Source organism: Allobosea rubneri, from assembly GCF_032464875.1.
Lineage (GTDB): Bacteria > Pseudomonadota > Alphaproteobacteria > Rhizobiales > Beijerinckiaceae > Allobosea > Allobosea rubneri.
Genome location: NZ_JAWDID010000015.1, coordinates 80,837 through 106,758 on the forward strand (window position 1 = coordinate 80,837; position 25,922 = coordinate 106,758).

A 25,922-nucleotide genomic window follows, 5' to 3' on the forward strand; every position below is an offset into this window, starting at 1 on the left:
CGTCACCGAAACCGGCGACGCGCCGCCGCGAAGACGGCGCGCCGTGGGGCGTCAGGCCATGTACTGGCCGCCATTGACGGCGAAGGTCGCGCCTGTGGCGAAGGCGCCGTTGTCGGAGGCGAGGAAGACCACCGTCTGCGCGATCTCCTCGGGCTTGCCGAGGCGGCCGACCGGGATGCCGGCGACGACGCGTTTCAGCGCCTCCTCGGGCATGGCGGCGACCATGTCGGTGCCGATATAGCCCGGCGTGATCGCGTTCACGGTGATCCCCTTGTTGGCGTTCTCCTGCGCCAGCGCCTTGACGAAGCCGATATCGCCGGCCTTGGCGGCGGAATAGTTGACCTGGCCCATCTGGCCCTTCTGGCCGTTGATCGAGGAGATCACGATGATCCGGCCGAAGCCGCGCCCGCGCATGCCCTCGATAACCGGCCGCGTCATGTTGAACAGCGAGTCGAGATTGGTGCGGATGACGGCCGACCACTGGTCCTTGGTCATCTTGTGGAAGAAGCCGTCCCTGGTGATGCCGGCATTGTTGACGAGGATGTCGACCGGCCCGACCTCGGCCTCGACCTTGGCGATGCCGGCTGCACAGGCGTCGTAGTCTCCGACATCCCATTTGTAGACGGGTATCCCGGTCTCGGCCTTGAACTTGGCGGCAGCCTCGTCATTGCCGGCATAGCTCGCGACGACCGTATGACCGGCCTCCTGCAGCGCCTTGCAGATCGCCGCGCCGATGCCGCGCGTGCCCCCAGTCACCAAAGCAACCCTAGCCATCGTCTGCTCCTCCCTCTGGGCCGGCCCCTCGGCCGCTTTATTGTTGCGAGAGATCGAGACCGGGCTCGTAGGCCCGGTCCACATCCTTGATGACCGCCTGTCCGCAGATCACGCGCCCCGCCTTCTCGTCATAGGTCAGGGTCGGGGGCCCGTAGAGCACCCAGCCACGGCTCAGCGCCTCCGAAACCCGATGACAGAACGAAGCGTCATCGGGCCCGGTCAGGTAGCGGTAGAGCGTGGTCTGCTTGGGCATGGTCGGCGGCTCAGCGCTCCACAGCCAGGGCGACGCCCATGCCGCCGCCGATGCACAGCGTGGCGAGGCCCTTCTTGGCGTCGCGCTTGGCCATCTCGTGCAGCAGCGTCACCAGGACGCGCGCGCCCGAGGCGCCGATCGGATGGCCGATCGCGATCGCGCCACCATTGACGTTGACGATGTCGGGGTTCCAGCCGAGGTCCTTGTTGACCGCCAGCGCCTGGGCCGCGAAGGCCTCATTGGCCTCGACGAGGTCGAGATCGCCGATCTTCCAGCCGGCCTTTTCCAGCGCCTTGCGGGTCGCCGGGATCGGCCCGGAGCCCATGATCGCCGGATCGACGCCGGCGGTCGCCCAGGAGGCGATGCGGGCGAGCGGCGTCAGGCCGCGCTTGGCGGCTTCCTTCGCGGTCATCACCACGAGCGCCGCGGCGCCGTCATTGATGCCCGAGGCGTTGCCGGCGGTGACGGTGCCGTCCTTCGAGAAGGCGGGCTTCAGCTTGGCCATCGCCTCGAGCGTCGCGCCATGGCGCGGATACTCGTCGGCATCGACGATGATGTCGCCCTTGCGGGTCGAGACGGTGAAGGGAAGGATCTCGTCCTTGAAGCGGCCGGCCTTCTGGGCGGCCTCGGCCTTGTTCTGCGAGCCGACGGCGAAACGGTCCTGCTCCTCGCGGCTGATCTGCCATTTGGTCGCGACGTTCTCGGCGGTGGTGCCCATATGGTAGCCGTGGAAAGCGTCCCAGAGCCCGTCCTTGATCATCGTGTCGATGAACTTGGTGTCGCCCATCTTGGTGCCGGAACGCAGATGCTGGGCATGCTGCGACATCGACATCGATTCCTGGCCGCCGGCGACGATGATGTCGGCGTCGCCATTGGCGATCTGCTGCAGGCCGATGGCGACGGCGCGCAGGCCGGAACCGCAGAGCTGGTTGAGCCCCCAGGCGGTCGCCTCCTGCGGGATGCCCGCGATCATCGCCGCCTGGCGGGCCGGGTTCTGGCCCTGACCGGCGGTCAGGATCTGGCCCATGATCACTTCGTCGACCTCACCGGCCTCGACCTTGGCGCGCTTCAGCGCCTCCTTGATCGCCGCGGCGCCGAGATCGTGAGCCGGCGTATTGGCGAAGGCACCGTTGAAGGCGCCGACTGCGGTGCGCGCAGCGCCCACGATCACGATGTCAGTATCAGCCATTGGCTTGTCCTCCGGTTCTCTCACGCCTCCCGCCTCCGGCGGTCCGGCAAACTGTCCTCCGCACCTTCGAAGGGCGCGGCGACGCCGTCAAGCCGGCCATGGGGCGAAGCCTATCATCGAGGCAACGGCCGGCCCTGCCGCAACGGCGCTCAAAAAACTTGCAGCAGGGCGCCGACGAGCTATCGTCTGGCGGGGAACCGTTTTCCGGCTCCGTCCCGATCCCGGGGCGGACGGCCGGAGCAAGGCGCGTGGGTATCTATGGCCAGCGACAAAGAAGCGACCGTCATCAAGAAATACGCCAATCGTCGGCTGTACCACACGGGCACAAGCTCCTACGTCACGCTGGAAGATCTCGCCGGGCTGGTGCGTAACGGCGAGGATTTCGTCGTCTACGACGCCAAGAGCGGCGAGGACATCACTCGCTCGGTGCTGGCGCAGATCATCTTCGACGAAGAGAGCAAGGACGGCCAGAACCTGTTGCCGATCACCTTCCTGCGCCAGCTCATCCGCTTCTATGGCGACAGCATGCAGGCCCTGGTGCCGCGCTATCTCGAATTCTCGATGGAGAATCTGACCAAGGAACAGAACCAGTTCCGTGAGCAGATGAGCAAGGCCTTCGGCGGCGGCACCTTCGGCACCGGCGCGCTCGACGCGATCCAGGCCCAGACCCGCGCCAACATGACGATGTTCACCGAGGCCTTCCAGCTCTTCAACCCGTTTGCCGCGGCGGCAGCCAAGGCGCAGGCGGAAGCCCCGTCGGCTGCGCCAGAAAACGCCGAGCTCGGCGATCTCAAGCGCGAGCTCAACGAGATGCGGGAGCGGCTCGACAAGCTCGCCAAGAGCAAGTGAACGGGTAGGCGCGCCAGTCGCGCGAACAGCTATTGCAACGGGCGGCTGCCTCGCCGCCCGGACGCCTCAGACGGCTTCGCGCAGCGGCTCGGCCCGTGCCTGGTCGGGCTGCCAAAGTTCCGCCTTTCCGACCAGGTGGCCCTGCAGATAGGTCACGCCCCAGTCGCGCAGCATCGCGGCCTGAAGATCGTCGTCGACCCATTCCGCCACCGTCTCGACTTCGAGATGGCGCGCCAGTTCCAGCAAGGTGCGCACAAAGAACCGGTCATCGGTCGAGCGCCGCAGATTCTGGGTAAAGGCGCCGTCGAGCTTCAGGATGTCGATCGGGAAGGCGCGCAGATGCCGCAGCGAGGTGTGGCCGGCGCCGAAATCGTCGATCGCGATGCGCGCGCCCTGCTCCTTGATCCGCGTCAGCAGCTTCACCATCCGCGCGGAATCGTCGATCGTCGCCGTCTCGGTGACCTCGACGATCAGCCGCGAAGTCTCGGCGCTGCGGCCGCCGGTGCAGGCCAGGAAGGCATCGAGCCATTCCGGGTCGGCGAGCGAGCGCGGCGAGACATTGACCGAAAGCACCATCTGCGGCTGCTCGGCCAGCAGGGCCATGACGAGCTCGAGCACGCGATGGTCGAACAGCCTGATCAGACCGCGCCGCTCGAGCACCGGGATCAGCTCCGGCGTGGCGAGGAAGCCCTCGCCCTGCGCCCTCTCGACCCGCAGCAGCGCCTCATTGAAGACAGGTACGCGGGTGGCCGCGCTGACAACGGGCTGCAAAGCGAGCCGGACCCGGCGTTCGTTGAGCGCGACCACGGCCTCGATGTCATGGCTCGCAGTCCCGCCACGGGTTTCGCGCGCGACGCTGCGCCGGGCGATCACTGCCGCATCGACGGCTCCGGCCTTGGCTCCGGCGAGCGCATTCTCGGCAGCTGCGACCAGTGCGCCGCCCTCCCGTGACAGGTCCGGCGCGACCGCCGCGCCGATCCGCAGCCGCGCCAGCGCGATGCCGCGCGAGGTCTCGATCGCGGACTGCGCGACGGCCTTGATGAAGCGCTGCGCCGCCACCTCGACCTGCGACGCCGGACAGCCCGACAGCAGGATGGCGAAGCGATTGCCGGAATAGCGCATCAGATGATCGCGCCGGCGCATCACCGAGCGCAGACGCTCCTGCACTTCCTGGATGATCTCGTCGGTCGCCTCATGGCCGAAATCGTCGTTGAGGCGGGCAAGCTCGTCGATCGCACCGATCAGGACGACGAGGCCCCGCTCGGCCGGCAGATGTTCGGCCAACGCCGTCTCGACATGCTCGACCAGCGAAGCGCGGTCGCAGAGGTCATGATGCTCGGCGCCGAGTTCCTCGGCGCGTACCGCCCGCTCGAGCCGCAGTACGCCGCGCGCCCGGGCTGGCCTACCGTCCATGCCGACGAACCAGCGCCCGGCATCCTCGATCCACATCTTGCGGCCGGCGAGATCCGCCGCATAGCGGGTGCGATAGACCACCCCATCGCCGAAATCGTGCCCGCCCACCGAATAGATCGCATCATAGCGGCTGCGCCCGCTTCCGGGCTCGACCAGCCCGGCGAAAGCGAGGCCACGCGCCAGCACCGCCGGAGCGACCGGGCCGAGCACCTCGGCGACGTTCGGGCCCCATTCCAGGGCGTCGGTGGCGATGTCCCAGGTGTAGACCACCTCCCCGATCGAGGAGAGCAGGCTGCGCGGATCGACAATTCTCTCGTCGCGGGAGCCGAAGATGGAAGGCGCGGGCATCGGACGGCGGCCTCGGCGACGGAGGGGGCCGTCGGACCCGGATTCGTGAGGTCGGAATCTGTGCCGAAACGATGCATCCGACTGCGTTAACGAGCGGTTAAGACCGGCCTCGTGCTTGCAGCTCTGCGCTCCGGAAAGCCCTGGCGTTTCGGAGCGGAACAATGGCGGGAGAGATTTGGGACGGGGTTCGGGAACGCCGCAGAACCGAGCGGCGCAAGCCGCCGACCGCGCTCGTCCCGGCTGTCTTCCTGGTCCAGCTCGCCGCCAGCCATGCCGGCATCGGCCCCTTCGCCCGCCGCGACCGCGAGACGCCCGCCGCTGCGACCAGCCTCTACCGCGAGGCCGCCGGCTCCTCGCTCCGCACGCCCCGGATCGCGGCGCGTCTCGCCTGAACATCGCCGCGAACGCGAAAAAGCCGGCCTGGCGGCCGGCTTTTTCCGAATCTCTCTGGACGGTCGGGGCTTCGAGCCCCACCCGTTATCAGGCCTCGGTCTTGGCCTTCAGGACCTGGCGGCCGCGATACATGCCCGACTTCAGGTCGACATGGTGCGGACGGCGCAGTTCGCCGGAGTTCTTGTCTTCGATGTAGGCAGGCTGCTTCAGCGCATCGGCCGAGCGGCGCATGCCGCGCTTCGACGGCGAAGTCTTTCTCTTCGGAACGGCCATGGTACTCTCCATCATGCCGTCGCGGGACGCGCCGGGCTCTCGCCCGCACGACCTGTGCGACGACGTCACATTCGTGAGGTGGCAGGCCTTTACACGCTTGCGCGCGCTCTGGCTAGAGCATCCGGCCGAAAATCTGGCAAGGCCGCCGCGCTCCGGCGCGGCAACGCACAGTCGCCCAGCGGCCCGAGCTGCTGCATGCGCCGCTGCACCCGCCCGGCCGCAGCCTGCAGGCCACGGTTCGGTCGGGCGGGATTGCGGAGGATCGGATTGGGCAAGGCTCCGGCGAGCCGCGCCGCCTCGGCCGGCGTCAGCTTCGCGGCGGGCTTGCCGAAATAGAGCTGCGCTGCCGCCTCCGCGCCGAACACCCCCTCGCCCCATTCGGCGACGTTGAGATAGACCTCGATGATCCGCTGCTTGGGCCAGGCGAGATCGATCGACAGCGCCACGGGCAGCTCCAGCGCCTTGCGCAGATAGGAACGCCCCGGCCAGAGGAAGAGGTTCTTGGCGGTCTGCATGGTCAGCGTCGAAGCGCCGCGGCTCGGCCCGTCCTCGTCCTGCAACACGGCGTTGAGCTCGCCCCAGTCGACGCCGGCATGGCTGCAGAAGCGCTGGTCCTCGGAGGCGATTACGGCACGGACCAGATGCGGCGAGATCTGCTCCAGCGGCACCCAGTCACGATTCACCTCGCGAAAGGTCAGCCAGCGCCCGAGCATCAATGTCGATGGCGCCGGGACGAAGCGATAGAGCGCGAGCACCACGCCGAAGCTGATCGCCAGAGCCAGCATGGTCATCGTCAGGATGCGGATGATTCGCGTCACGAGGCCGCTGCGCTTCGGACCCGGATTGCCTGCCATTCCTGTCATGCCCCACGCTTGACGATGAAGCCCGCCTCCTGCAAGCCCCAAAACGCTGGGCACCGGCCCGGCGAGCGAACGCAAGAGGGCGTCATGAGTTCCGCGCAACCTGCCTCCGAAGAGGCTCTCGCCGCCGGCCTTGCCGAGACCGCTGATGCCATCGAGGCGCTTCTCGCCAGCCTGTTGCGCGACGAACCCGAGGCGGGCGAGATCCACCGGCCGGCCCGCCTGCTGGCGGCTATGCGCCATGGCGCCCTCGGCGGCGGCAAGCGCCTGCGCCCCTTCCTGGTCGCCGAAGCCGCTCGAATCTTCGGCGCCGAGCGTCCGCAGGCCCTGCGTGCCGGCGCGGCTATCGAGCTCGCCCATTGCTACTCGCTGGTCCATGACGACCTGCCGGCCATGGACGACGACGATCTGCGCCGTGGCCGGCCGACCGTGCACAAGGCCTTCGACGAGGCGACCGCGATTCTCGCCGGCGACAGCCTGCTGACGCTGGCCTTCGACGTCCTCTCAGACCCCGCCACCCATCGCGACGGCGAAACCCGCGCTGCGCTTGTCCTGATGCTGTCGCGTGCGCTCGGTGCCGGCGGCATGGTCGGCGGCCAGATGCTCGACCTGGCCGCAGAGGGCCGCTTTCCCGCCGAAGGCGCGCCGGCGCGCCTCGGCGAGGCCGCGATCCTGCGCCTGCAGGCGATGAAGACCGGCGCCTTGCTGGCCGCGAGCGTCACGCTCGGCGCCCGCCTCGGCCAGGCCGATGCCGGAAGCATGGCAGCGCTGACCGAATACGGCCGGGCGCTCGGAGCGGCCTTCCAGGTCGCCGACGACATTCTCGATGTCGAGGCCAGCCCCGAGCAGATGGGCAAGGCGACCGCCAAGGACGATGCCAGGGGCAAGGCGACCCTGGTCACGGCCCTCGGGCTGGAGGCGGCGAAGCGCGAGCGCGATCGCTTCAGCGAAGCAGCCGTGGCGGCGCTGGCAGCGTTCGGCGCGGAGGCCGGCATGCTGCGGGCGGCGGCGCGCTTTGCCGCGAGCCGAAAGAGCTGAGCCCGGCGCCCGGGCCGTCCACGGCCTTTCCGGGGCGCTGCCGCAGCGGCGAGCCCGGAAAGAGGCCGGGCCGCTTGCGGTCGCGCTTCGCGCTTAGACCGTGACCTGCGTCCCGACCTCGACCACGCGTCCCGTCGGGATCTGGAAGAAGTTGGTGGCGTCGGTCGCGCTCTTGGTCAGGCCGATGAAGAGATTGTCCTGCCAGACCGGCATGCCGGAGTTCGGCGAGGCCTTGATCGAGCGCCGCGACAGGAAGAACGAGGTCGACATGATGTCGAACTTGAAGCCCTGCTTGCGCAGGATGGCGAGCCCCTTGGGGACGTTCGGGCTCTCCATGTAGCCATAGATCATCTCGACCCGCCAGAAATCGTCGGTGATCCGCGAGAGCCTGACGCGCTCGCTTTCGGCGACGCGCGGCGTGTCGGCCGAGCGCACGGTCAGGATCACGTTGCGCTCGTGCAGCACCTTGTTGTGCTTGAGGTTGTGCAGCAGCGAGGCCGGCGCCGTCTCCGGGTCGCTGGTCAGGAACACCGCCATGCCCTTGACCCGGTAGGGCGGGCTCTTGGTCAGCATGCCGACCAGTTCGAGCAGCGGCACGTCGGTCTTGCGGGTCTTGTCGAACAGGATCCGCGTGCCGCGCACCCAGGTCCACATCAGCACCGTCAGTGCGATCGCGAACAGCACCGGGACATAGCCGCCGCTGAACAGCTTCAGCAGGTTGGCGGAGAAGAAGGCGATGTCGATGACGAGGAAAGGCACCAGCACCAGCGAGGTCGCCAGCAGGCTCCAGCGCCAGCCGCGCCAGATCACGATGAAGGCGAGCAGCGAATCCACCGCCATCGCGCCGAACACCGAGATGCCATAGGCATGCGAGAGGTTCGAGGAGGTCCTGAACGTCCAGATCAGGAGCAGCACCGTCAGAAGGAGCAGCGTGTTCATCCGCGGGATGAAGATCTGGCCGGAGGTATGCTCAGAGGTGTGCCGGATTTCGAGACGCGGCAGCAGGCCGAGCTGGATCGCCTGCCGGGTCAGCGAGAACGCGCCGGTGATCACCGCCTGGCTGGCGATGATCGTGGCGATCGTCGCCATGATCACCAGCGGCAGGGTGAAACCCTGCGGCGCGAGGCGAAAGAACGGATTCTCGATCGCCGAGGAATCCGAGAGGATCAGCGCGCCCTGGCCGAGATAGTTCAACCACAGCGCCGGGAAGACCAGATAGAGCCAGGCGCCGCGGATCGGCCCGCGCCCGAAATGGCCCATATCGGCGTAGAGCGCCTCCGCTCCGGTGACCGCGAGGCAGACCGTGCCAAGCACGGCCAGAGACAGACCGGGATGATCGATGAAGAAGCGCAGGCCGTGATAGGGGTTGATCGAGGCCAGGACCCCGAGATCGTCGGAGATATGGTAGATTCCGAGCCCGCCCAGGGTCAGGAACCAGAGCGTCATCACGGGGCCGAAGAAATTCGCGACCTTCGCCGTGCCGCGACTCTGCACCAGGAAGAGCACGATCATGATCACCGACGCGATGGTGACGACGTAATCGTCGAGCACCGGCGTCACCAGCTTGATGCCTTCGATCGCCGAGAGCACCGAGATCGCCGGCGTGATCACCGCATCGCCATAGAACAGCGCCGCGCCCGCCATGCCGAGGAACAGCACCACGCCCCCTCGGCTGCGCCCGAGCGCGCGCTGCGCCAGCGCCACCAGGGTCAGCGTGCCGCCCTCGCCGTTATTGTCGGCCCGCAGCAGCAGCACGACGTATTTCAACGTCACCACGCTGACCAGCGACCACAGGATCAGCGAGAGCACGCCGAGGATCACCTCGCGCGGCAGCGGCCCGGCGAGCGTCACCTCGACGGTGCTGCCATGGCCGCCCGAGGCGGCGCCGGTCGCGGCCAGGATCGTCTCGCGCAGCGCATAGAGCGGGCTGGTGCCGATGTCGCCGAAGACGACGCCGAGCGCACCGAGGGCGAGCGCGGCATAGCTGTGCGAGGAATGGCTGCCATTTGCCGGTTCTTCGAGGCCGAACCGGTCCCCATCCGGCTTGGCAGGGGCCGGATTCTGCTGGTCATGACCCATCAAGGGTGCTCCGCGGGTGCTGCGACGCAGCGAAAGGCCGGGGCCTCTAGCACAGCCTGTATCGCGCGCATAGGCGCAAGCGCAGCAAAGCCACAGGCCGTCCGCAGCTACTCCGCCGCCTTGGCGCGCAGCTCATAGGCCTGCCCGTAGCGCCGGCCGATATACTCATCGACCATCGTCTTGAACTCGGCCGCGATATTGGCACCGCGCAGCGTCATAACCTTCTTGCCGTCGACGAAGACCGGCGCCGTCGGCGCCTCGCCGGTACCGGGCAGCGAGATACCGATATCGGCATGCTTGGATTCGCCGGGACCGTTGACGATGCAACCCATCACCGCGACGTTGAGCTCCTCGACGCCAGGATAGCGCAGCTTCCAGTCTGGCATGGAGGCGGCGATCCAGTCCTGGATATCGCGCGCCAGTTCCTGGAACACGGTCGAGGTCGTGCGCCCGCAGCCGGGGCAGGCCGCGACCTGAGGCACGAAGGCGCGGAAGCCCATGGTCTGCAGCAGTTCCTGCGAGGCCTTGACCTCGAGCGTGCGGTCGCCGCCCGGCTCCGGCGTCAGCGAGAAGCGGATCGTGTCGCCGATGCCGTCCTGCAGCAGCACGCCGAGCGCCGCCGAGGAGGCAACGAGCCCCTTGGAGCCCATGCCTGCCTCCGTCAGGCCGAGATGGATCGCGTAGTCCCCTCGCGAGGCCAGCATCCGATAGACCGCGATCAAGTCCTGCACGCCCGAGACCTTGGCGGAAAGGATAATCCGGTCGCGCCCGAGTCCGATCTCCTCGGCGCGCTCCGCCGAGAGCAGGGCCGAGCGCACCATCGCCTCGCGCATCACGGCGCGCGCGTCGAGCGGCCGCGGCGAGCGCGCATTGATGTCCATCAGCCCGGTCAGCAATTCCTGGTCGAGCGAGCCCCAATTCGCGCCGATGCGCACGCTCTTGCCGTGCCGGATCGCGAGTTCGACGATCTGACCGAACTGCCTGTCCTTCTTGTCCTTGAAGCCGACATTGCCGGGGTTGATCCGGTACTTCGCCAGCGCCTGCGCGCAGGCCGGATGATCGGCGAGCAGCTTGTGGCCGATATAGTGGAAATCGCCGATCAGCGGCACGTCGATGCCGAGAATGTCGAGCCGCTCGCGGATATACGGCACAGCCGCCGCCGCCTCGTCGCGGTCGACGGTGATGCGCACGAGCTCGGAGCCCGCCCGCGCCAGCGCCGCGACCTGGCCGACAGTCGCCGCGATGTCGGCAGTGTCGGTATTGGTCATCGACTGCACGACGATCGGCGCGCCGCCGCCGACCTTGACATGCCCGACCATGACCGGGACCGTGCCCGCCCGCGGTGCGGGTGCGGCTTGCGGACCTTCAGGCAGGCAGATCTGTAGCGGCTCGGTCATGAAAGAGGTCCGGATTTCAGGGCCGGTAACGGTTCGCACCGGCTGAACTGCGCCCTTGCGGGAAGATCGTCAAGCCGCCTCGGCATTTCGGCAGTGCTCGCAGCGCCCGACGATCTCGACCACCTGATACGAGGTCTTGAACTGCCTGGCCTGCGCCATGCCGCGAATCGCGCTGCGCATCGCCGGCGAGGCATCCTCGTCGACCCCCCCGCAGACCTCGCAGATCAGGAAGGCGACGGCCTCGTCGGCGCCATGCCCGTGCGGGCAGGCGATGAAGGCGTTGCGCGAGCTCAGCCGATGGACGAAGCCCTGCTCGACCAGGAAGTCGAGGGCGCGGTAGATCGAGATCGGCGCCAGCCGCCGTCCGCCAGGCGGGGAGATTCGGTCGGCTAGGTCATAGGCGCCGACCGGCCGGTGATCGGCATAGAGCGCCTCCAGCGTCTTGCGCCGGATCGGCGTCAGCCTGAGGCCGCGCTCACTGCAGACGGCTTCGGCCCGCGCCAGCCCGGCCTCCGCCTGATCGGCGTGGTCATGGGCGTGCTGGCACAGGCCGTGCTCGTGGCCGCGTTCATGGGCGTGCAGATGGCCATGGTCGTCGCCATGGTGGTGCGCGTCTGGCTGCATTTTCGTCATGTTGCGTTGCAATATCACATCGGGCAGCGTTGGGCGACCGCAGCCGCCCCGGCTGGCGCGGCCGCCCTCACCGCCTGTAAGCTAAGCAATTCCCCGCAGAATGTCAGGAGCTGCCCGCAATGTTCCTCAAAGACCGCACCGCGCTCGTCACCGGCTCCACCTCCGGCATCGGCCTTGCCTACGCCCGCGCGCTCGCCGCCGAAGGTGCCAATGTCGTGATCAACGGTTTCGGCGATGCCGACGCGATCGAGAAGGAACGAGCGGGCATCGAGGCCGAGTTCAAGGTCAAGGCGCGCTACTCGGCCGCCAACATGATGAAGCCTGACGAGATCGCAGCCATGGTCGCCGAGGCCGAAAAGGAATTCGGAGCCATCGACATCCTCGTCAACAATGCCGGCATCCAGCATGTCGCGCCGGTCGACGAGTTCCCGCTCGAGAAATGGGACCAGATCATCGCGATCAACCTGTCCTCGGCCTTCCACGCCACCCGCGCCGCCCTGCCGAAGATGAAGGCGAAGGGCTGGGGCCGGATCATCAACACCGCTTCCGCCCACGCCTTCGTCGCCTCGCCGTTCAAGTCCGCCTATGTCGCCGCCAAGCACGGCATTGCGGGCTTCACCAAGACGGTGGCGCTCGAAGTCGCGACCCATGGCATCACCGTCAACGCGATCGCCCCCGGCTATGTCTGGACGCCTTTGGTCGAGAAGCAGATCCCCGACACGATGAAGGCCCGCAATCTCACCAAGGAGCAGGTCATCAACGACGTGCTGTTGCTCGCCCAGCCGACCAAGCAGTTCGTCACCGTCGAGCAGGTCGCGGCGCTCGCCATCTTCCTGTGCACCGACGCGGCGAAGTCGATCACCGGCACGACCCTGCCGATGGACGGCGGCTGGACCGCCGCGTGACCGGCCGCCGCCAGCGCCGCGTCCCGCAGGTCAAAGGCCTCGCCGGGCCGAAGGCGGAGAAGTCGGTCAACCTCGCTCTGCAAGGTGGCGGCGCCCACGGCGCCTTCACCTGGGGCGTGCTCGACGCGATCCTCGCCGACGGCCGGATCGCGATCGAGGCGATGACCGGCGCCAGCGCCGGCGCGATGAATGCCGTCGTGCTGGCAGAGGGCTGGCTCGATGGCGGCGCCGACGGCGCCCGCACGGCGCTGGAGAATTTCTGGCGCCGGATCAGCGTCGACGGCAAATATGGCGGCTCCGAGCGCTCGCTGATCGACACCATGCTCGGCGCCTGGAGCAATGGCCACCCGCCCGGCCTGATCTGGTTCGAGATGTTCTCGAAGATGGCGAGCCCCTATGACGTCAACCCGCTCAACATCAATCCGCTGCGCGGGGTGATCTCGGACCTGATCGACTTCGACAAGGTGCGCGGCTGCGCCGACGTCAACCTGTTCATCGCCGCGACCAATGTCCGCACCGGCAAGATCAGGGTTTTTACCCGCCAGGAACTCACCGCCGACCATCTGATGGCCTCGGCCTGCCTGCCTATGCTGTTCCAGGCCGTCGAGATCGACGGACAAGCCTATTGGGACGGCGGCTATATGGGCAATCCGGCGCTCTATCCTCTGTTCTACGAGGCGCAGGGCGACGATATCCTGCTGGTCCAGATCAATCCGCTCGAGCGCCGCGAACTGCCGACCAATGCCCGCGCCATCCAGGACCGGCTGAACGAGATCACCTTCAACGCCTCGCTCCTGCGCGAGCTACGCGCCATCGCCTTCGTCAACCGCCTGATCGATGCAGGCAAGCTCTCGACGTCAGACTACAAGCGCGTGCTGATGCACCGGATCGATGGCGGCGCGCCTCTGGCGCAGCTCACCAGTTCCTCACGACTCAGGGCCGAATGGGATTTCCTGCTGCGCCTGCGCGATATGGGGCGCAACGCCGCCAAGCGCTGGCTCAAGCGCAATTACGACGCGATCGGCAAGCAGGGCACGGTCGATCTCAAGGACGCGATCGACTGAAAGCGAACCGCAGCGCCATCACGGCGCACTAGCCAGCCGCCAGACCGAGCTCTTCTTGATCTCGGCATCCTCCAGTGCACGCGTTACCGGCACCTGATAGGTCGCGACCTCGACGAGCTTGTCCTTGGGGAGATAGCTGCGACCGGGATCGCCGATCAAGACCTGCGCGCCGCGCCCGGCGAGCGCCGTCAGCCAGTCGATCACCTGTCCGGCAAGCGCGCGCTCATAGCAGATGTCGCCGGCGAGCACCGTCTCCCAGCCCTCGTCCCGACCGATCAGGTCGTCGCGCCGTGGCGCGACCGAGACGCCGTTCGCCGCGGCATTGAGCCCGATCGCGGCGGCGGCAAACGCGTCGATATCCGCCGCTGCCACGCTGGCCGCGCCGGCCTTCGCCGCAGCGATGGCGACGAGGCCGGAACCGCTTGCGAAATCGAGCACGCGCCGCCCGCGAACAACCTCCGGATGGTCGAGCACATAGCGCGCCAACGCCTGCCCGCCGGCCCAGGCAAAGGCCCAGAAGGGCGGCGGCAGGCCGATCGTCGCCAGCTCCTCCTCGGTCTTCTGCCAGAGCTCGGTCGCCTCCTCGGCGACATGCAGCGAGATTTCCGGCGCATGCGGCACCGGCAGGAGGCGCGTATGGGCGCGGATGAAGCCGATCCGATCTTCCGTTTCCAGCAGCTCGCTCATGCGACGATATCCGCCTGCGGCTGGCCGAGCAGGCCGCGATAGAGGCCCTTCACGCCCTCCATCACGTCGCGCTCGGTATAGCCGGCGAGCAGCCGCTCGCGCGCGCTCGCTCCCATGCGCTCGACCATGCCGGGCGAGCCGGCGAGCGCCATCAGCGACTTGGTCAGGGCTGCGACGTCATTGGCCGGGACGACGAAGCCGTCCTGCCCATCCCGCACGAAGGAGCGGCAGCCGGGTACGTCGGTGGTCAAGAGCGCCCGGCCGCAGGCTGCCCCCTCCAGCAGACTGCGCGGCAGGCCTTCGCCGCCGCGCGACGGCAGGCAGCAGACCTGATGGGCGCGCCAGACGCCCTCGATATCGCGCGTCGGCCCGGCCCATTTGATGCCGGGCCGCGACGACCATTCCCGCAAGGTCGCTTCCGGCACCGCCTTGGGATTGGACGGATCGGGAGCGCCATATAGCGTGAGCTCGATGCGCGCGCCCTGCTTGCGCGCCAGCGTCACCGCCTCGACGGCGAGGTCGACGCCCTTCGACCAGAGCATGCGCGCGACGACGGCGACCTTGAGCGGCGGCTGCGGCGGCATCGGCTCCGGCATCAGGATCAGCGGGTCGACGCCGGCGCCGCCGACGATCGCGACCTTGGTTGCATCGGTCGGTTCCAGTCCGAGCATGACGGGATCGTCGGGGTTCTCGAACAGGAAGCGCACCTGCGGCCCGTCGATCGCCTCGCGCAGCCAGAGCCGTGCCGCCAGCCGCGCCGCCTGCGCCGGAAAGCCTTCGCGGGCCCCGAGGAAGCCGAGCCCGGTCAGCGCATAGACGCGCCGCTCGACCCCCGCGAGTTTCCCGGCAAGCCCGGCAAGCGCGATCGGCTTCAGCGCGATACAGTGCAGGATGTCGGGCTTCTCGGTGGCGATCAGCCGCTTCAGCGCGGCGACCTGCCGGTAGAGCGCCTTGGGCGACAGGCTGCGGCGCTCGGCCTCGAGCGCGATCAGCCGCGCGCCAGCCGCTTCGATCGCGCGCCGGTGCTGGCGCTCGCGGGCGATCACGGCGACATCGAAGCCGAGCTCGCGCGCCGCCCGCGCCATCGGCAGGAAGTGCGAGGCGAAGAACCAGTCCTCGGTGGCGACGAAGAGAAGCTTGCGGCGAGCCATGCGCGCATCAGGCTGATGCCGCCCCGAAAATCAAGCACCAACGATAGGCTCAGGCAGGGCCGCCATGCCCTCCGGTTGCTGGACGCGAGGCCCCACGCTTGCGAGAAGGGGCCGAAAGCTCACCCAACACGGGACGTAGAAATGGACAACCGCAACGATCTCTGGCGCCATGTCGACGCCAGCAAGGAGCGCTTCATCGAACTCAGCGACCGGGTCTGGGCGATTCCGGAAGTCTGCTACACCGAGAAGCGCTCGGTCGCCGAGCATGTCGCCGAGCTGAAGCACCAGGGCTTCCGGATCACCGAGAACGTCGCCGATATCCCGACCGCGGTGATCGGCGAGGCCGGCGAAGGCGGCCCGGTCATCGCCTTCCTCGGCGAGTATGACGCGCTGCCGGGCCTTTCCCAGGAGGCCGGCGTCGCCGAGCATCGCGAGATCGAGGCCGGCGGCCACGGCCATGGCTGCGGCCACAACCTGCTCGGCTCGGCCGCCCTGCTGGCCGCGACCGCGATGAAGAACTGGCTCGCCGAGAACAAGCTGCCCGGCCGCGTGCGCTACTATGGCTGCCCGGCCGAGGAAGGCGGCGCCGCCAAGGCCTTCATGGTTCGCGCCGGCGCCTTCAAGGACGCCGATATCGCGATCTCCTGGCATCCGAACAGCTTCTGGGAGGTGACGCCGCCGCTCTCGCTCGCCAATACCCGCGCCGACTTCACCTTCACCGGCCGCACTTCGCACGCCGCCGCCTCGCCCGAGCTAGGCCGCAGCGCGCTCGACGCCGTCGAGCTGATGAATGTCGGCGTCAACTACATGCGCGAGCACATGCCGAGCGACGCGCGCGTCCACTATGCCCTGCTCGACACCGGCGGCATCGCCCCGAACGTCGTCCAGGCCCATGCCCGCGTGCGCTATTCGATCCGCGCCCGCGACCTGCCGGGCATGCTCGAGCTCGTCGGCCGCGTGAAGAAGATCGCCGAGGGCGCCGCGCTCATGACCGAGACCAAGGTCGAGGTGAAGATCGTCAGCGCCGTCTCCAACGTCGTCGGCAACGGCCCGCTGGAGAGCGCCCTGCAGGGCATCATGGAAGATCTCGGCCCGCCGCATTTCGACGAGGCCGACCAGGAGTTCGCGCGCAAGATCCGCGAGACGCTGACCCAGAAGGACATCGACGCGCTCTGGCGCTCGATCGGCATGCCCAAGACCGATGCGGCGCTCGCCGACTTCACCGTGCCGCTCGACGCCCCGCGCAACCCGGCGATCGGCTCGACCGATGTCGGCGATGTCAGCTGGGTCGTTCCGACCGTGCAGGCCCACGCGCCGACGGTCGCGATCGGCACGCCGTTCCACACCTGGCAGGTGGTGGCGCAGGGCAAGACCCCGGCTGCGCACAAGGCGATGGTCCAGGTCGCCAAGGCGATGGCCGCGACCGGCGCCGCCGTGCTGACCGATCCCGCCCTGATGGCAGCGGCCAAGGCCGACTTCCAGAAGCGCGTCGCGGCCGATGGCGGCTATGTCTCGCCGATCCCCGCCGAGGTGAAGCCGCCGCTGACCATGTCGACCGGCGGCTGAACAAGACCGCGATACAAAAAAAGGCCCGCCTTCTGGCGGGCCTTTGAGTTTGGCCGGGGAGGACGGCCTCGGGAAAGCTCAGTAATAGGTGCGGCAGACGCGGCGGGTGCCGATGACGTCGCCATAATAGTTGACGCGGTCGACCAGATGGCAGCGACGCACCGGGCCGTAGGCATAGGCCGGCTCGTAACCGTAGCCATAACCGTAACCATAGGCCGGAGCGGTGGCAGCGGCAGCGAGAGCGCCGACCGCGAGCGCACCGACGATACCGGCTCCGATGGCGGCGCCGCGATAGCGCGGGCGGGCTTCGGCATCAGAGGTAGCGAAAACGGAAGCGCCCAGCGCCAGGGCGGCGACGGCAGCGGCGAAGCTCTTCTTGGTGCGGGTCATGTTCGTTCTCCGATCAGGTAGCCGGGTGGCGAACCATTCGCCATGATCGAGCCTTGTCCGCCGCTGAACCGGAATCGCCGGAGGCCCCAAAAAAAGAATCGAAGGTGCCCTCGGCTCGATCGAGACGGCAGGCAACGGCCCGGTCTCGCAGGGCTTGTTTTCCGCCACCAGCAGCGTTTGATGCGGGCAGCGCCGCGGAGGAAGGCCTCGCATGCCGATGAGGACGATCGCTCTAGGGTTCTGCCTCGCGCTGACCGGCGGCAACGCCGTCGCGGAGAACTGGACCAGCGACTACACCAGCCATGACTACGGCAAATGCCGCAAGGCAAAGCCCGACGACCAGGGCGTCTCGGTGCATCGCTGCGCCGGCAAGGCCGGCATCCCTGTGATCTGGACGGCCGGCGACGATTCGTCCTCGGTCGATTTCAGCACGCGGCCGATCGCGGAAACGATCTCGGACAAGGCGAGCTTCTTCGAAGCAGGTCGGACCATCGAATGGCGCGGTCCGAAAGGCGGGCGGCCGCAGGCCGCGATCCTGCGCTACGCCACCGGCCGGAATGTCGGCAAGCTCGACGGCAGCCGCCTCGTCGTCTACCGCCTCGGCCCCGACGGCGTCTCCTGCGTCATCGGCAGCGTCGACGGGCGCAGCCGCGACGCCAATGCCGCCGCCCGTCGCCTTGCCGATGAGAAGGCGGCGGGCTTCCGCTGCGGCCAGGACGGCCGCGTGGAGGAGTAGGTTCTAACAGTCGCCTCAGCCCTCATCCTGAGGAGCCGCGTAGCGGCGTCTCGAAGGATGCTTCAGGATGCTCCCGAGCCTTCCGGAGCATCCTTCGAGACGCGCTCCTGCGGAGCGCTGCTCAGTATGAGGGCTGAGAATTCTCGAACAGCCGCAACTCTAGCCGTAGAGATATTTCGGCAGCCAGAGCGCGATGCCCGGGAAGACATAGACCACCACCATCGCGAACAGCACGATCGCCAGATAGGGCATCACGCCCGCGAAGATCTGGTTGATGGTGACGTGCGGCGGCGCGATCCCCTTGAGGTAGAAGGGCGCCATCGCCACCGGCGGCGACAGGAACGAGGTCTGGATATTCAGGGCGATCAGGATGCCGAAGAACAGCGGATCGATCTTGAAGAACTCCAGCAGCGGCAGGAAGATCGGCACGAAGATCACGATGATCTCGGTCCATTCCAGCGGCCAGCCGAGGATGAAGATGATGATCTGCGCCACGATCAGGAACATGGTCGGCGACAGGTTCAGCGCCGTGACCAGGCTCTTGATCGGCTCGTGACCGCCGAGGATCGCGAAGATCGACGAGAAGATGAAGGAGCCGACGAAGAGCCAGCAGACCATCGCCGAGGTCCGCGCCGTCAGGATAACGGACTCCTTGACCTTGCTGTAGCTCAGCGAACGATAGGCAGCGGCCAGGATCAGGCTGCCGAGCGAGCCGACGGCCGCCGCCTCGGTCGGCGTCGCGATGCCGAAGAAGATCGCGCCCAGCACCGACATGATCAGCAGGGTCAGCGGGAAGAAGCTCGTCGCCAGCGCCCAGGCCACCGTGGTCCAGGGCACATCGGTCTGCTCCTTAGGCAGCTTCGGCGCGAGCGCCGGGTTCAGCCAGCAGCGGATCAGCACATAGAGCATGTACATGCCGGCGAGCAGCAGCCCCGGGAACAGCGCGCCTGCATAGAGCTTGGGCACCGAGACGCCGGCCGTCGCGCCATAGAGGATCAGCATCACCGAAGGCGGGATCAGGATGCCGAGGCAGCCGCCGGCGCAGACCACGCCGGCCGAGAGCTTGACGTCGTAGCCGGCCCGCAGCATTGCCGGGAAGGCGAGCAGTCCCATAAGGGTCACCACCGCACCGACGATGCCGGTCGCGGTCGCGAAGATCGCGCAGGTCGCGAGCGTCGCGATAGCGAGCGAGCCGGGAACGTTGCCGAGGGCGAGCTGGATCGAATGGAACAGCTTGTCGAGGATGTTCGCCCGCTCGATGATGTAGCCCATGAAGATGAAGAGCGGGATCGAGACCAGCACGTCGTTGGCCATCACCGAGTAGGTGCGCTGCACCACCAGGTTGAAGACCGTATCGCCCATCGCCCAGTAGCCAAAGCCGACGCCGAGAGCCATCAGCGTGAAGGCGATCGGGAAGCCGAGCATGATGAAGACGATGAACAGGACGAGCATCACCACGCCCAGTTCGGGATTACCCATGCCAAGCAGCATCAGATCGCTTTCCCGGCTTCCGGCGCGCCTTGCGCAGCCGCGGCCTGTTCCAGAATGAGCTTTTCGGTTTCCTCGACATCATGCAGCCGCGGCGGCCATTCGCCGGTGCGCAGGCAGATGACGCAGCGCGCGACCTCGGCCAGCCCCTGCACCGTCATCAGCACGCCGGCGATCGGGATCAGCGATTTGAAATGGTAGAGCGGCGGCCCGCTCGGCGAGTTCGAGGAGTGCTCGCCGATCATCCAGGAGAAGGCCGCGAACTTGTAGCCGGCCCAGGCCAGCGCGATGATGCCGGGGAAGAAGAAGAGGAAATAGAGCGCCAGATCGAGCCGCGCCTGCGTGCGGGGTGCCCATTGCCGGTAGAGGAAGTCGCCGCGGACATGCGCATTGCGGGCGAGCGCATAGGGCCCGGCCAGCATGAACAGGGTCCCGTAGAGGATGTAGCTGACGTCGAAGGCCCATTCGGTCGGCGCGCGCAGCACGTAGCGGGCGAAGACCTCGTAGCTGATCGCCAATGTCAGGATCAGGATGGTCCAGCCGGCGAGCTTGCCGATGGCGGTATTCACTTTGTCGATCGCCAGGATCAGTCCCATGCGTATCCGCTGCCTGCTGCTTGGAATCGAGGGCGCAGAACGCCCACCACCGCGAACGGTGGCGGGCGAAGCTTCATCGGGCGGACCTGGTCAGGTCTTGAAGAAGTGGTTGAAGGCGAGGTCGCGCGACGGCTCGTTGAGCCGCTGGAAAGAAACCGTGCGCTTCACCCAGTCCTTCTGCGAATCCACCACCTTCTTGAAGAAGGCGTTCTCGCCGCCGAGCTTCTCCAGCACCTTGTCCCAGGCCGCGAGCTGCGCCTTGAGGATCGCTTCGGGCGTCGGCACGACATTGACGCCCTTGGCGCGCAACGCCTCGATATCCTTGGAGTAGCGGTCGAGCGCCTTCCAGTTCATGTCCGAGGACGCGGACTCGGACGCGAACTTCACCATCGCCTTGAGCTCCGGCGCCAGCGCATCGAACTTGGTCTTGTTGAAGAGCAGTTCGAAGCTCTCCGCCGCCTGATGGTAGCTCTGCAGCATGTAGACCTTGGCGACGTCCTGGAAGCCGAGGATCGAGTCGGAGGACGGGTTGTTGAACTCCGCCCCGTCGATCACGCCGCGCTCCAGCGCCGGCACGATCTCGCCGCCTGCGAGGATGGTCACCGCAGCGCCCATTTCGCGCTTGAGATCGGCGGCGAGGCCGACGGTGCGGTACTTCAGCCCCTTGAAGTCGTCGGCGGTCTTCAGCTCCTTCTTGAACCAGCCGAGCGGCTGGCAGGGCATCGGCCCCGAAAAGAAGCCGACGAGATTGAGCTTGAGCTGGTTCTGGACGAGGTCGTTGTAGAGGTCGTAGCCGCCGCCATAGTTCATCCAGCCGAGGAAGTTGGTGGCGTCCCAGCCCAGCGCCGGCGGCGTGCCGAACAGCGAGAAGGCCTTGTTCTTGCCGTACCAATAGGCCGAGACGCCGTGGCCGCCGTCGAGAATGCCGGCCGCGACCGCGTCCTGCATCTGGAAGGCCGGCACCACCGCGCCGGCGGCGAGCACGTCGAGCTTCAGCCTGCCCCCCGACATGTCGTTGACGCGCTTGGCGAAGTCGCCGGCGAATTCGTGGAAGATGTCCTTGGTCGGCCAGGTCGACTGGAATTTCCAGGTCACGGTCTGCGCCCGGCTGACCTGCGGCATGGCGACGGCGCCAGCGCCGGCGAGCCCGGCGACCTTGAGGAAGTTGCGCCTGCTGGCGCGCGTCTTCGTCGGTTCGGAAGTCACGTTTCTCTCCCCAGAAGCTGCGCCGTTCGAGCGGCGTGCATTTGATTGAGGCTCTCTCGGCCGAAGACCAGAGTTTCGTGGACTAGCGCATCTGGCAAGGGGCAATTAGTCGAAGGACTAGGTCCGCTTGGGAATGAGTGCTGTTCCCCCGCAGAAACAAAACACTCATGCCGTATGTTTTACTGCGCTGCATCATCAGGATGACGCAAAGAAATCGGTCAAGTCGTTGCCAAGCAAAAAGCCCGCCCGGCATGGCCGGGCGGGCTTTCGTCAAGAAATTCTCGAGATCTCGTCGCCTCCGCGACGAGCGCGCTGTATCAGCGGCGGCCTTTGCCGGCGACGCGCATTTCCATGTACTGCACGGCCTCCAGCAGGACGCGGCGCGGACGCTCGGCATCGCGCTTGGCCTGCTCAGCCTTGCGGATCGCCTCGCGCTCGGCCTCGGCGATGCGCTCGGCTTCCTCGCGGGCGGCCTGCTCAATGGCCGCCAGACGCTCGGCTTCCTGGCGCTCGGCCTCCTTCTTGGCCTCACGCTCCGCGCGTGCGTCCGCGATCGCCTGGCGCTCGGCCCGACGCTGCACCATCACGGGATCGTCCGGGCCGGGACGCTTCTTGAAGCGCTCCAGCAGAGCCTTCTTCGCATTTGCGGAATTGGCCTGGCGATCAGTGAAATGGCGGTCGTTCGGGTTCTTCAAGGCTTCGCTTCTCTTTGCTTGCACGGGCGAGGATGCCGCCCGCGCGAGCGTTTACGGCAAATCGCTGGAGATTTGTACTGAGATCAACGCGGGGCTGCTGCGACCCCAGGGCGGGGCTTCATGACCTTCGGCTTCGGCGCGGCGATCAGGCCTTCACGCTGAGCCTGCTTGCGGGCGAGCTTGCGGGCGCGACGAATGGCATCGGCCTTTTCGCGGACGCGCTGCTCGGAAGGCTTCTCGTAGGCGGCCCGGCGCTTCATCTCGCGAAACACGCCCTCGCGCTGCATCTTCTTCTTCAGAACTCGGAGGGCCTGGTCGACATTGTTGTCGCGCACGAGAACCTGCATGCATTTCTCCTGACAAGGGACTGAATGGGAGGGGCCAAGCAGTCGGCAGTCCCTCGATCTGCGCGGTGCGGTAGCAGACTGAGGCCGAAAGCGCCAGTGCATCCGCGTCCATAAGTGGCAATAAGTCGCCTTTTCACTGCATTTTGTCTCAGAGGCAGTGCACGCCGCATCCTTCCGCCTGCGATCAGGACGGATGGCAGGCGGAAGGATGCCCGACCTGCCGAACACCTAACGCCCCTCACTAGGGCATTGATTTCATTTGCTTATCAATCAACCCCCAGCTGAGAGACCGGCGACTTCACTGTCTCCCGCCCGCCGCCAATGAGCCGGGACGGAGCGCGCCGCCCCGTCACGCGGACCGATGGCCGCCATGCGCCCCGCGCGGCGCCGCCTCCCGCAAACACGGCTCGCAAGGCCCGCTCTACGTGTCGTACGGCTTTACAACAGCCGCGATTTCGCCAAGACGGTACCGCTCGGTACCCGCTTTCCCTGTCCTGCCCGGTCCATCCGCGTGAGCATCCCTGCCCTTCGCCAGTTCCGCCGCGTCGTCGTCAAGGTCGGCTCCTCCCTGCTCGTCGACCGTGCCGGCGGCCGGCTGCGTCATGCCTGGCTCGCGGCGCTCGCCGAGGACCTCGCCGAGCTGCATGCGAGCGGCGCCGATGTGCTCGTCGTCTCCTCGGGCGCGATCGCGCTCGGCCGCACCGTGCTCAAGCTGCCGGCCGGCGCCCTCAAGCTGGAGGAAAGCCAGGCCGCGGCCGCGATCGGCCAGATCGCCCTTGCCCGCAACTGGGCTGAATCGCTTGGCCATCACGGCCTGATCGCCGGACAGGTCCTGCTGACCCTCGCCGACACCGAGGAACGCCGACGCTATCTCAACGCCCGCGCCACGCTCGGTCGCCTCCTCGACCTGCGAGCCGTGCCGGTGATCAACGAGAACGACACGGTCGCCACCTCCGAGATCCGCTACGGCGACAATGACCGGCTGGCGGCGCGCGTCGCGACCATGGCCGGCGCCGACCTGCTCGTACTGTTCTCCGATATCGACGGACTCTACACCGCCCCGCCGCAATCCGACCCGGACGCGAAGCTGATCCCGGTCGTGCCCACGATCACGCCCGCGATCGAGGCGATGGCCGGCGGCGCCGCCTCCGAGCTCTCGCGCGGCGGCATGCGCACGAAGATCGAGGCCGGCAAGATCGCCACCGCCGGCGGCGCCCATATGCTGATCGCCGACGGGCGCGGCAAGAACCCGCTGCGGCAGGTCGCTCAGGGCGGCCGCTGCACCTGGTTCCTCAGCGGCTCTACGCCTGCGACGGCCCGCAAGACCTGGATCGCCGGCACGCTCGAGCCCCGCGGCGTGCTCTACGTCGACGAGGGAGCCGCCCGGGCGCTGCGCGGCGGCGCCAGCCTGCTACCGGTCGGCGTCACCCGGATCGACGGCAGCTTCAGCCGCGGCGACGCCGTGGTCATCCGCGCCGGCGACGGCAGCGAGCTCGGGCGCGGGCTCGTCGCCTATGACGCCGAGGAAGCCGGGCGCGTTCTCGGCAAGGCCTCTCGCGATATCGCTTCGGTGCTGGGCTATCCCGGCCGGGCCGAGATGATTCACCGGGACGACATGGCATTGCGCCTCGGCTACGATCGCGCTGACTGAGTGAGCATCACCGGATCATGACCAGCGAGAGCGCAATGCGCCTGCCCGAGGCGAGCAACCAGAACGGCGAGGTCGCAGCATTGATGCGCGAGCTCGGCCGCCGCGCCCGCGCCGCCGCAAGGCGCCTCGGAGCGACCACTGGCGCCCAGCGCGACGAGGCCCTGCGCGCCATCGCCGCGGCGCTACGCGCCCGCTCCGACGCCATCCTCGCCGCCAACCGGCAGGATCTCGACGAGGCCCGCGCCGCCGGCCAGAACGCCGCCTATCTCGACCGGCTCGCGCTCGACGAGAGCCGCCTCGCCGCCATCGCCGAAGCCGTCGCGGGCATCGCCGCCCTGCCCGACCCCGTCGGCCGGGTGCTGGCGAGCTGGACCCAGCCCAACGGCCTGTTCTTCGAACGCGTCGCGACACCGCTCGGCGTCGTCGCCGTGATCTTCGAGAGCCGCCCGAACGTCACCGCCGATGCCGGCGCTCTTTGCCTGAAGAGCGGCAATGTCGCGATCCTGCGCGCCGGCTCCGACAGCTTCCGGACGTCGACCGAGATCGCAGCCGCAATGCAGGACGGGCTCGCCGCCTCCGGTCTGCCGCGCGACGCCATCCAGCTCGTGCCCAGCCGCGACCGCGCCGCCGTCGGCGAGATTCTCGCCGGGCTCGGCGGCAATGTCGACGTCGTCGTGCCGCGCGGCGGCAAGAGCCTGGTGGCGCGGGTGCAGTCCGATGCGCGCGTGCCGGTCTTCGCCCATCTCGACGGCAACTGCCATGTCTATGTCCATGCGGCCGCCGATCTCGCCATGGCCGGGGAAATCCTGCTCAACGCCAAGCTGCGCCGCACCGGCGTCTGCGGCGCGGCCGAGACGCTGCTCGTCGACGAGGCCTGCGCCGCGACGCATCTGAAGCCGCTGCTCGCCGCCCTGCTCGACGCCGGCTGCGCGGTGCGCGGTGACGCGGCCTGCCAGGCGGCGGACTCACGCGTCGCCCCGGCGAGCGAGGAGGATTGGGGCACCGAATATCTCGACCGCATCATCGCGGCGAAGGTCGTGCCCGGCCTCGATGCCGCCATCGACCATGTCGAGCGCTACGGCTCGCACCATACCGACGCCATCGTCACCGGGGACGAGGCCGCGGCGCAGCGCTTCCTCGCCGAGGTCGATTCGGCAATCGTCCTGCACAACGCCTCGACCCAGTTCGCAGATGGCGGTGAATTCGGCTTCGGGGCCGAGATCGGCATCGCCACCGGCCGCATGCATGCGCGCGGCCCGGTCGGCGTCGAACAGCTCTGCTCGTTCAAATACCGGGTCCACGGCCGGGGCCAGACGCGCCCGTGAGCACCGAGGATCTGCGCCTACCGCCCTACGCGCCCGGCCTGCGCATCGGCCTGTTCGGCGGCTCCTTCAATCCGGCCCATGACGGGCACAGGATGGCGAGCCTGACCGCGCTGCGCCGGCTCCAGCTCGACCGCATCTGGTGGCTGGTCAGCCCCGGCAACCCGCTGAAGGACAACCGCGCCTTGCCGCCCCTGGCCGAGCGCATCGCCTTCGCCCGCAAGCTCGCCGACCATGGCCGTATCCACATTACCGGCGTCGAGGCCGGCCTGCGCACCCGCTACACCGCCGACACGCTGCGCGCGCTGAAGCGGCGCTGCCCGGGCGTGCGCTTCGTCTGGATCATGGGCTCGGACAACCTCGCCAGCTTCCACCGCTGGAACGAGTGGCGCACCATCGCCAGGATGATGCCGATCGCCGTGATTGACAGGCCGGGCTCGACCCATCGCTCGGTCTCTTCGCCCGCCGGCAACTGGCTTGCGCGCTGGCGTCTTCCCGAGAACCAGGGTGGCGCGCTCGCCGTGCGCACCCCTCCCGCCTGGATCTTCCTGCACGGCAAGCGCTCGGACCTTTCCTCGACGCAATTGCGCGAAAACGCCGAAAACGATTGAAATATGCC

The 25,922-nt window shown here is 67.8% G+C and carries 27 protein-coding genes; 10 read left to right on the plus strand and 17 right to left on the minus strand.

What is annotated here, in order from left to right; genetic code table 11:
• Positions 1 to 51: 51 nt before the first annotated feature.
• Genes phbB through RKE40_RS12240 form a run of 3 tightly spaced genes read right to left on the minus strand, consistent with a single transcriptional unit; the run spans position 52 to position 2,216 of the window.
• Entirely contained in the window at positions 52 to 774 is a 723-nt protein-coding gene (phbB, locus tag RKE40_RS12230; protein WP_316018513.1) for an acetoacetyl-CoA reductase, read from the minus strand.
• A gap of 37 nt (positions 775 to 811) precedes the next feature.
• A complete protein-coding gene (locus tag RKE40_RS12235; protein WP_316018514.1) occupies positions 812 to 1,027 on the minus strand; it encodes a DUF1737 domain-containing protein in 216 nt (71 codons plus the stop codon).
• 10 nt (positions 1,028 to 1,037) lie between these two features.
• Positions 1,038 to 2,216: an acetyl-CoA C-acetyltransferase gene (locus RKE40_RS12240; RefSeq protein WP_316018515.1), complete on the minus strand. Its 1,179-nt coding sequence runs from the start codon at positions 2,214 to 2,216 to the stop codon at positions 1,038 to 1,040.
• Between the two features lie 258 nt (positions 2,217 to 2,474).
• Between RKE40_RS12240 and phaR the strand changes: the two genes are divergently transcribed.
• Complete coding sequence (gene phaR, locus RKE40_RS12245) at positions 2,475 to 3,065, plus strand: polyhydroxyalkanoate synthesis repressor PhaR (protein WP_316018516.1); 591 nt, start codon at positions 2,475 to 2,477, stop codon at positions 3,063 to 3,065.
• Positions 3,066 to 3,131: 66 nt separating this feature from the next.
• Here phaR and RKE40_RS12250 read toward each other — a convergent pair whose 3' ends face one another.
• Positions 3,132 to 4,826 carry an EAL domain-containing protein gene (locus RKE40_RS12250; protein ID WP_316018517.1) on the minus strand — a complete coding sequence of 565 codons (1,695 nt, stop codon included), beginning with the start codon at positions 4,824 to 4,826 and terminating at the stop codon, positions 3,132 to 3,134.
• Between the two features lie 161 nt (positions 4,827 to 4,987).
• On the opposite strand from RKE40_RS12250, the gene RKE40_RS12255 reads away from it, so the two are divergent.
• The gene (locus RKE40_RS12255) at positions 4,988 to 5,218 is read left to right on the plus strand and encodes a hypothetical protein (RefSeq protein ID WP_316018518.1); all 231 of its coding nucleotides are present in this window, start codon (positions 4,988 to 4,990) and stop codon (positions 5,216 to 5,218) included.
• 88 nt (positions 5,219 to 5,306) lie between these two features.
• Here RKE40_RS12255 and rpmF read toward each other — a convergent pair whose 3' ends face one another.
• Positions 5,307 to 5,492, minus strand: a complete 186-nt coding sequence (gene rpmF, locus RKE40_RS12260) for a 50S ribosomal protein L32 (RefSeq protein ID WP_291638998.1) — start codon at positions 5,490 to 5,492, stop codon at positions 5,307 to 5,309.
• Positions 5,493 to 5,581: 89 nt separating this feature from the next.
• Positions 5,582 to 6,355 (minus strand): monofunctional biosynthetic peptidoglycan transglycosylase, encoded by a 774-nt coding sequence (gene mtgA / locus RKE40_RS12265; protein WP_390893339.1) that lies wholly within the window; start codon positions 6,353 to 6,355, stop codon positions 5,582 to 5,584.
• A gap of 84 nt (positions 6,356 to 6,439) precedes the next feature.
• On the opposite strand from mtgA, the gene RKE40_RS12270 reads away from it, so the two are divergent.
• Positions 6,440 to 7,390 carry a polyprenyl synthetase family protein gene (locus tag RKE40_RS12270; RefSeq protein WP_316018519.1) on the plus strand — a complete coding sequence of 317 codons (951 nt, stop codon included), beginning with the start codon at positions 6,440 to 6,442 and terminating at the stop codon, positions 7,388 to 7,390.
• 93 nt (positions 7,391 to 7,483) lie between these two features.
• Here RKE40_RS12270 and RKE40_RS12275 read toward each other — a convergent pair whose 3' ends face one another.
• From RKE40_RS12275 to RKE40_RS12285, 3 genes are all read right to left on the minus strand, one after another.
• The gene (locus RKE40_RS12275; protein ID WP_316018520.1) at positions 7,484 to 9,469 is read right to left on the minus strand and encodes a potassium transporter Kup; all 1,986 of its coding nucleotides are present in this window, start codon (positions 9,467 to 9,469) and stop codon (positions 7,484 to 7,486) included.
• A gap of 107 nt (positions 9,470 to 9,576) precedes the next feature.
• On the minus strand, positions 9,577 to 10,866 hold the full coding sequence (gene ispG / locus RKE40_RS12280) for a flavodoxin-dependent (E)-4-hydroxy-3-methylbut-2-enyl-diphosphate synthase (RefSeq protein ID WP_390893340.1): 1,290 nt from the start codon (positions 10,864 to 10,866) through the stop codon (positions 9,577 to 9,579).
• 69 nt (positions 10,867 to 10,935) lie between these two features.
• Complete coding sequence (locus RKE40_RS12285; RefSeq protein WP_316018521.1) at positions 10,936 to 11,499, minus strand: transcriptional repressor; 564 nt, start codon at positions 11,497 to 11,499, stop codon at positions 10,936 to 10,938.
• Positions 11,500 to 11,618: 119 nt separating this feature from the next.
• Here RKE40_RS12285 and RKE40_RS12290 point away from each other — a divergent pair, with 119 nt between their 5' ends.
• The gene (locus RKE40_RS12290) at positions 11,619 to 12,404 is read left to right on the plus strand and encodes a 3-hydroxybutyrate dehydrogenase (protein WP_316018522.1); all 786 of its coding nucleotides are present in this window, start codon (positions 11,619 to 11,621) and stop codon (positions 12,402 to 12,404) included.
• The gene (locus tag RKE40_RS12295) at positions 12,401 to 13,468 is read left to right on the plus strand and encodes a patatin-like phospholipase family protein (RefSeq protein ID WP_316018523.1); all 1,068 of its coding nucleotides are present in this window, start codon (positions 12,401 to 12,403) and stop codon (positions 13,466 to 13,468) included. Before RKE40_RS12290 ends, RKE40_RS12295 begins: the two co-directional genes overlap by 4 nt.
• A gap of 18 nt (positions 13,469 to 13,486) precedes the next feature.
• On the opposite strand, the gene RKE40_RS12300 is transcribed toward RKE40_RS12295, so the two are convergent.
• A complete protein-coding gene (locus tag RKE40_RS12300) occupies positions 13,487 to 14,155 on the minus strand; it encodes a class I SAM-dependent methyltransferase (protein WP_316018524.1) in 669 nt (222 codons plus the stop codon).
• The gene (locus tag RKE40_RS12305) at positions 14,152 to 15,306 is read right to left on the minus strand and encodes a glycosyltransferase family 4 protein (protein ID WP_316018525.1); all 1,155 of its coding nucleotides are present in this window, start codon (positions 15,304 to 15,306) and stop codon (positions 14,152 to 14,154) included. The genes RKE40_RS12300 and RKE40_RS12305 overlap by 4 nt, the downstream gene beginning before the upstream one ends.
• A gap of 141 nt (positions 15,307 to 15,447) precedes the next feature.
• Here RKE40_RS12305 and RKE40_RS12310 point away from each other — a divergent pair, with 141 nt between their 5' ends.
• A complete protein-coding gene (locus tag RKE40_RS12310) occupies positions 15,448 to 16,872 on the plus strand; it encodes a M20 family metallopeptidase (RefSeq protein WP_316018526.1) in 1,425 nt (474 codons plus the stop codon).
• Between the two features lie 78 nt (positions 16,873 to 16,950).
• Here RKE40_RS12310 and RKE40_RS12315 read toward each other — a convergent pair whose 3' ends face one another.
• Complete coding sequence (locus RKE40_RS12315) at positions 16,951 to 17,262, minus strand: hypothetical protein (protein WP_316018527.1); 312 nt, start codon at positions 17,260 to 17,262, stop codon at positions 16,951 to 16,953.
• Positions 17,263 to 17,473: 211 nt separating this feature from the next.
• Between RKE40_RS12315 and RKE40_RS12320 the strand changes: the two genes are divergently transcribed.
• Positions 17,474 to 17,998 (plus strand): hypothetical protein, encoded by a 525-nt coding sequence (locus RKE40_RS12320; RefSeq protein ID WP_316018528.1) that lies wholly within the window; start codon positions 17,474 to 17,476, stop codon positions 17,996 to 17,998.
• 159 nt (positions 17,999 to 18,157) lie between these two features.
• Here RKE40_RS12320 and RKE40_RS12325 read toward each other — a convergent pair whose 3' ends face one another.
• From RKE40_RS12325 to rpsU, 5 genes are all read right to left on the minus strand, one after another.
• Positions 18,158 to 19,477: a TRAP transporter large permease gene (locus RKE40_RS12325; RefSeq protein WP_316018559.1), complete on the minus strand. Its 1,320-nt coding sequence runs from the start codon at positions 19,475 to 19,477 to the stop codon at positions 18,158 to 18,160.
• 11 nt (positions 19,478 to 19,488) lie between these two features.
• Positions 19,489 to 20,082, minus strand: a complete 594-nt coding sequence (locus tag RKE40_RS12330; protein ID WP_316018529.1) for a TRAP transporter small permease subunit — start codon at positions 20,080 to 20,082, stop codon at positions 19,489 to 19,491.
• 90 nt (positions 20,083 to 20,172) lie between these two features.
• Positions 20,173 to 21,288, minus strand: coding sequence for a TRAP transporter substrate-binding protein (locus RKE40_RS12335; protein WP_316018530.1), 1,116 nt, complete (start codon positions 21,286 to 21,288; stop codon positions 20,173 to 20,175).
• A 317-nt stretch (positions 21,289 to 21,605) separates the two neighbouring features.
• Entirely contained in the window at positions 21,606 to 21,983 is a 378-nt protein-coding gene (locus RKE40_RS12340) for a DUF6481 family protein (RefSeq protein ID WP_316018531.1), read from the minus strand.
• Positions 21,984 to 22,066: 83 nt separating this feature from the next.
• A complete protein-coding gene (gene rpsU / locus RKE40_RS12345) occupies positions 22,067 to 22,330 on the minus strand; it encodes a 30S ribosomal protein S21 (protein ID WP_316018532.1) in 264 nt (87 codons plus the stop codon).
• A gap of 511 nt (positions 22,331 to 22,841) precedes the next feature.
• Between rpsU and proB the strand changes: the two genes are divergently transcribed.
• Genes proB through RKE40_RS12360 form a run of 3 tightly spaced genes read left to right on the plus strand, consistent with a single transcriptional unit; the run spans position 22,842 to position 25,914 of the window.
• Entirely contained in the window at positions 22,842 to 23,981 is a 1,140-nt protein-coding gene (proB, locus tag RKE40_RS12350; protein ID WP_316018533.1) for a glutamate 5-kinase, read from the plus strand.
• A 35-nt stretch (positions 23,982 to 24,016) separates the two neighbouring features.
• On the plus strand, positions 24,017 to 25,306 hold the full coding sequence (locus RKE40_RS12355) for a glutamate-5-semialdehyde dehydrogenase (protein WP_316018560.1): 1,290 nt from the start codon (positions 24,017 to 24,019) through the stop codon (positions 25,304 to 25,306).
• Positions 25,303 to 25,914, plus strand: coding sequence for a nicotinate-nucleotide adenylyltransferase (locus tag RKE40_RS12360; RefSeq protein ID WP_316018534.1), 612 nt, complete (start codon positions 25,303 to 25,305; stop codon positions 25,912 to 25,914). The genes RKE40_RS12355 and RKE40_RS12360 overlap by 4 nt, the downstream gene beginning before the upstream one ends.
• Positions 25,915 to 25,922: the final 8 nt, after the last annotated feature.

Bases quoted from the DNA above. Each gene is read 5' to 3' on its own strand.
- RKE40_RS12275 (WP_316018520.1), bottom strand. From the start codon at position 9,469: ATGGGTCATGACCAGCAGAATCCGGCCCCTGCCAAGCCGGATGGGGAC.
- phaR (WP_316018516.1), top strand. From the start codon at position 2,475: ATGGCCAGCGACAAAGAAGCGACCGTCATCAAGAAATACGCCAATCGT.
- RKE40_RS12330 (WP_316018529.1), bottom strand. From the start codon at position 20,082: ATGGGACTGATCCTGGCGATCGACAAAGTGAATACCGCCATCGGCAAG.
- RKE40_RS12305 (WP_316018525.1), bottom strand. From the start codon at position 15,306: ATGGCTCGCCGCAAGCTTCTCTTCGTCGCCACCGAGGACTGGTTCTTC.
- rpmF (WP_291638998.1), bottom strand. From the start codon at position 5,492: ATGGCCGTTCCGAAGAGAAAGACTTCGCCGTCGAAGCGCGGCATGCGC.
- RKE40_RS12270 (WP_316018519.1), top strand. From the start codon at position 6,440: ATGAGTTCCGCGCAACCTGCCTCCGAAGAGGCTCTCGCCGCCGGCCTT.
- RKE40_RS12240 (WP_316018515.1), bottom strand. From the start codon at position 2,216: ATGGCTGATACTGACATCGTGATCGTGGGCGCTGCGCGCACCGCAGTC.
- rpsU (WP_316018532.1), bottom strand. From the start codon at position 22,330: ATGCAGGTTCTCGTGCGCGACAACAATGTCGACCAGGCCCTCCGAGTT.
- RKE40_RS12315 (WP_316018527.1), bottom strand. From the start codon at position 17,262: ATGACCCGCACCAAGAAGAGCTTCGCCGCTGCCGTCGCCGCCCTGGCG.
- RKE40_RS12250 (WP_316018517.1), bottom strand. From the start codon at position 4,826: ATGCCCGCGCCTTCCATCTTCGGCTCCCGCGACGAGAGAATTGTCGAT.
- RKE40_RS12320 (WP_316018528.1), top strand. From the start codon at position 17,474: ATGCCGATGAGGACGATCGCTCTAGGGTTCTGCCTCGCGCTGACCGGC.
- phbB (WP_316018513.1), bottom strand. From the start codon at position 774: ATGGCTAGGGTTGCTTTGGTGACTGGGGGCACGCGCGGCATCGGCGCG.
- RKE40_RS12325 (WP_316018559.1), bottom strand. From the start codon at position 19,477: ATGGGTAATCCCGAACTGGGCGTGGTGATGCTCGTCCTGTTCATCGTC.
- RKE40_RS12355 (WP_316018560.1), top strand. From the start codon at position 24,017: ATGCGCCTGCCCGAGGCGAGCAACCAGAACGGCGAGGTCGCAGCATTG.
- RKE40_RS12290 (WP_316018522.1), top strand. From the start codon at position 11,619: ATGTTCCTCAAAGACCGCACCGCGCTCGTCACCGGCTCCACCTCCGGC.
- mtgA (WP_390893339.1), bottom strand. From the start codon at position 6,355: ATGACAGGAATGGCAGGCAATCCGGGTCCGAAGCGCAGCGGCCTCGTG.
- RKE40_RS12300 (WP_316018524.1), bottom strand. From the start codon at position 14,155: ATGAGCGAGCTGCTGGAAACGGAAGATCGGATCGGCTTCATCCGCGCC.
- RKE40_RS12235 (WP_316018514.1), bottom strand. From the start codon at position 1,027: ATGCCCAAGCAGACCACGCTCTACCGCTACCTGACCGGGCCCGATGAC.
- RKE40_RS12310 (WP_316018526.1), top strand. From the start codon at position 15,448: ATGGACAACCGCAACGATCTCTGGCGCCATGTCGACGCCAGCAAGGAG.
- ispG (WP_390893340.1), bottom strand. From the start codon at position 10,866: ATGACCGAGCCGCTACAGATCTGCCTGCCTGAAGGTCCGCAAGCCGCA.
- RKE40_RS12285 (WP_316018521.1), bottom strand. From the start codon at position 11,499: ATGACGAAAATGCAGCCAGACGCGCACCACCATGGCGACGACCATGGC.
- RKE40_RS12255 (WP_316018518.1), top strand. From the start codon at position 4,988: ATGGCGGGAGAGATTTGGGACGGGGTTCGGGAACGCCGCAGAACCGAG.